This is a genomic window from Nocardioides zeicaulis, from assembly GCF_042432345.1.
GTDB lineage: Bacteria > Actinomycetota > Actinomycetes > Propionibacteriales > Nocardioidaceae > Nocardioides > Nocardioides zeicaulis.
This window is the reverse complement of the sequence record NZ_JBHLXH010000003.1, coordinates 256,606-259,252: the sequence shown is the minus strand read 5'-3', so window position 1 is coordinate 259,252 and position 2,647 is coordinate 256,606. Positions and strand designations below refer to the sequence as shown.

Annotated in this window: 3 protein-coding genes; all 3 read left to right on the top strand. The window is 68.5% G+C overall.

The features are described 5' to 3' along the window. The first annotated feature begins 25 nt into the window (after positions 1-25). The gene (locus tag ACFFJG_RS20145) at positions 26-1,042 is read left to right on the top strand and encodes a branched-chain amino acid ABC transporter permease (RefSeq protein ID WP_378520589.1); all 1,017 of its coding nucleotides are present in this window, start codon (positions 26-28) and stop codon (positions 1,040-1,042) included. Continuing rightward, the gene (locus tag ACFFJG_RS20140) at positions 1,042-2,244 is read left to right on the top strand and encodes a branched-chain amino acid ABC transporter permease (protein WP_378520588.1); all 1,203 of its coding nucleotides are present in this window, start codon (positions 1,042-1,044) and stop codon (positions 2,242-2,244) included. Before ACFFJG_RS20145 ends, ACFFJG_RS20140 begins: the two co-directional genes overlap by 1 nt. After that, positions 2,237-2,647 (top strand): ATP-binding cassette domain-containing protein (locus tag ACFFJG_RS20135; RefSeq protein WP_378520587.1); only part of this gene is annotated, 411 nt, incomplete at its 3' end. The genes ACFFJG_RS20140 and ACFFJG_RS20135, both read left to right, overlap by 8 nt.

Genomic DNA, 2,647 nt, shown 5'->3' with positions numbered 1-2,647 from the left:
CTCGATTGGTTGAAGGAAACGACCCTTGGACTTCGGCGCGCTGTTCGGCAGCTTCGACAACTTCATGAGCTACACCGCGGGTGGACTGGTCTTCGGTGCCATCTACGCCCTCATCGCCCTCGGCTACACGATGGTCTACGGCGTCCTCCAGCTCATCAACTTCGCCCACTCGGAAGTCTTCATGTACGGCACCTTCGCCGTCGCGTGGACCTTCGTCTTCCTCCACGGCACCGACCGTGTGAACCAGGGCCTGGGTGAGGCCCTCCCCGTCCTCCTCGCCGCCCTCGTGGCGGCGATGCTCGTGTCAGCGGCCGTCGCGCTGCTCCTCGAGCGCTTCGCGTACCGCCCGCTCATCAAGAAGGGCGCGCCCAAGCTGATCGCCCTCATCTCGGCCATCGGCGCCTCGTTCGCCCTCGCCGAGGCGATGGGCCTGCGTGACCGCTTCGCCTCCTGGGTCGGGCTCGACGACAACCTGAGCGACTACGTCGTGCCCGGCAAGGCGCGCGACGTGTACTCCAACCCCGTCTCGATCCAGCCCAAGGGCCTGTTCGACATCGGCGGCTACACCGTCACCGACGTCGACCTGGTCATCCTCGTCGCCGCGCTCGCGATGATGGTCGCGCTCGACCAGTTCGTGCGCCGCACCCGCTTCGGGCGGGGCATCCGCGCCACGGCGCAGGACCCGGAGTCCGCGGCCCTCATGGGCGTCAACTCCACCCGCGTGGTGCAGCTGACCTTCCTGATCGGCGGCCTGATGGCCGGCGCCGCCGCGACGCTCTACATGATGAAGATCGGCTCCACGCGACAGAACGCCGGCTTCATCCTCGGCGTCAAGGCGTTCACCGCCGCCGTCATGGGCGGCATCGGCAACCTGCGCGGCGCCCTGCTCGGTGGCCTGGTGCTCGGCGTGATGGAGAACTGGGGCTCCGCCGTGTTCGGCTCGGAGTGGAAGGACGTCGTGGCGTTCGTGCTGCTGGTCCTGATCCTCCTCGTCCGACCGTCCGGCCTGCTGGGCGAGTCCCTCGGAAAGGCGCGTGCGTGATGGCCAACGACACCAAGGTCAAGGAGACCAGGGTCAAGAAGGACCGCGTCGGCCTCGGCGAGCGCTACGCCGGCCTGCCGATGCCCGCCAAGGTCGTCGCGGTGACGCTGCTGCTCGTCCTCGTCTACGCGCTGCCGCTGCTGCGCCCGCCGATCCTGACCACCAACAGCATCGACTTCGGCACGGTCATGTTCCGCGTCATCGCCTTCGCGCTCGTGGCGCTCGGGCTCAACATCGTGATCGGCTACGCCGGCCTGCTCGACCTCGGCTACGTCGGGTTCTACGCCGTCGGCGCCTACACCACGGCCGTGCTGACGACCTACCACTGGCACTGGCCGTTCTTCCTGGCGCTGCCCGCGGCGGTGGTCGTCACGATGGTCTCGGGCGTCCTGCTGGGAGCACCGACGCTGAGGGTGCGTGGCGACTACCTCGCCATCGTGACGCTCGGATTCGGCGAGATCATCCGCATCACCGTGCAGAACGTCGAGTGGGTCGGCGCCTCGGCCGGCATCAAGGACATCCCGCACCCGACCGGCATCGGCGCCGCGCCGAACCCGCCGTTCGACCAGGGCGGCCTGTTCCAGATCCCGCGCCTGACGTGGGACGGCTTCGTCCCGATCGTCGACCTCGAGCACAAGACGTCGTTCCTGGCCTTCGGCTCGCGCGACGCCGTGCCGTACTACTGGCTGATCCTCACCTTCATGCTGCTGCTCCTCATCGGCGACAGGATGATCAAGGCCAGCCGCGTCGGCCGCGCGTGGGAGGCGACCCGCGAGGACGAGGACGCCGCCGAGCTGATGGGCGTGCCGACCTTCAAGTACAAGCTGATGGCCTTCGCCCTCGGTGCGGCGATCGGCGGGCTCTCGGGCTCGTTCTACGCCAGCAGCCAGGCCGGCTACATCAACCCGCAGAGCTTCCCGCTGCTGCTGTCGATGCTGTTCGTGGCCGCGGTCGTGGTCGGTGGCTCGGGCAACCGGTGGGGTGCGATCGCCGGTGGCGCGATCGTGGCCTACCTCCCCGAGCGCTTCCGCGACTTCGCCGACTACCGCCTGCTGGTCTTCGGGCTGGCGCTGACGGTGCTCGCGATCTGGCGCCCGGAGGGCCTGTTCCCGCCGCGGCGCACCCGCCGGGCGAAGGCGGCCGAGGCGGAGATCGAGGCACTCGAGGAAGGCGCCGACAACGAGGAGGCGACCCATGCCTGACACCACGCCCGACACCGCGACCGACACCGCGCCCCGCACCACGGGCCGGACCGTGCTGCGGCTGTCCAACGCCACGCTGAAGTTCGGCGGGCTCACGGCGCTCAACGACGTGAGCTTCGAGATCAACGAGGGCGAGATCTTCGGCCTCATCGGTCCCAACGGCGCCGGCAAGACGACGTGCTTCAACGCCATGACCGGCGTGTACGCGCTGACGTCCGGCACCATCGAGTTCAACGGTCAGGACCTGGCCGGCCGCAAGCGGCACAAGATCACCAAGCTCGGCATGGCCCGCACCTTCCAGAACATCCGTCTCTTCAAGTCGATGACGGCGCTGGAGAACGTGATGGTCGGGGCCGACGCCCACAGCAAGGTGAGCTTCTTCGAGGCGCTGTTCCGCCTGCCG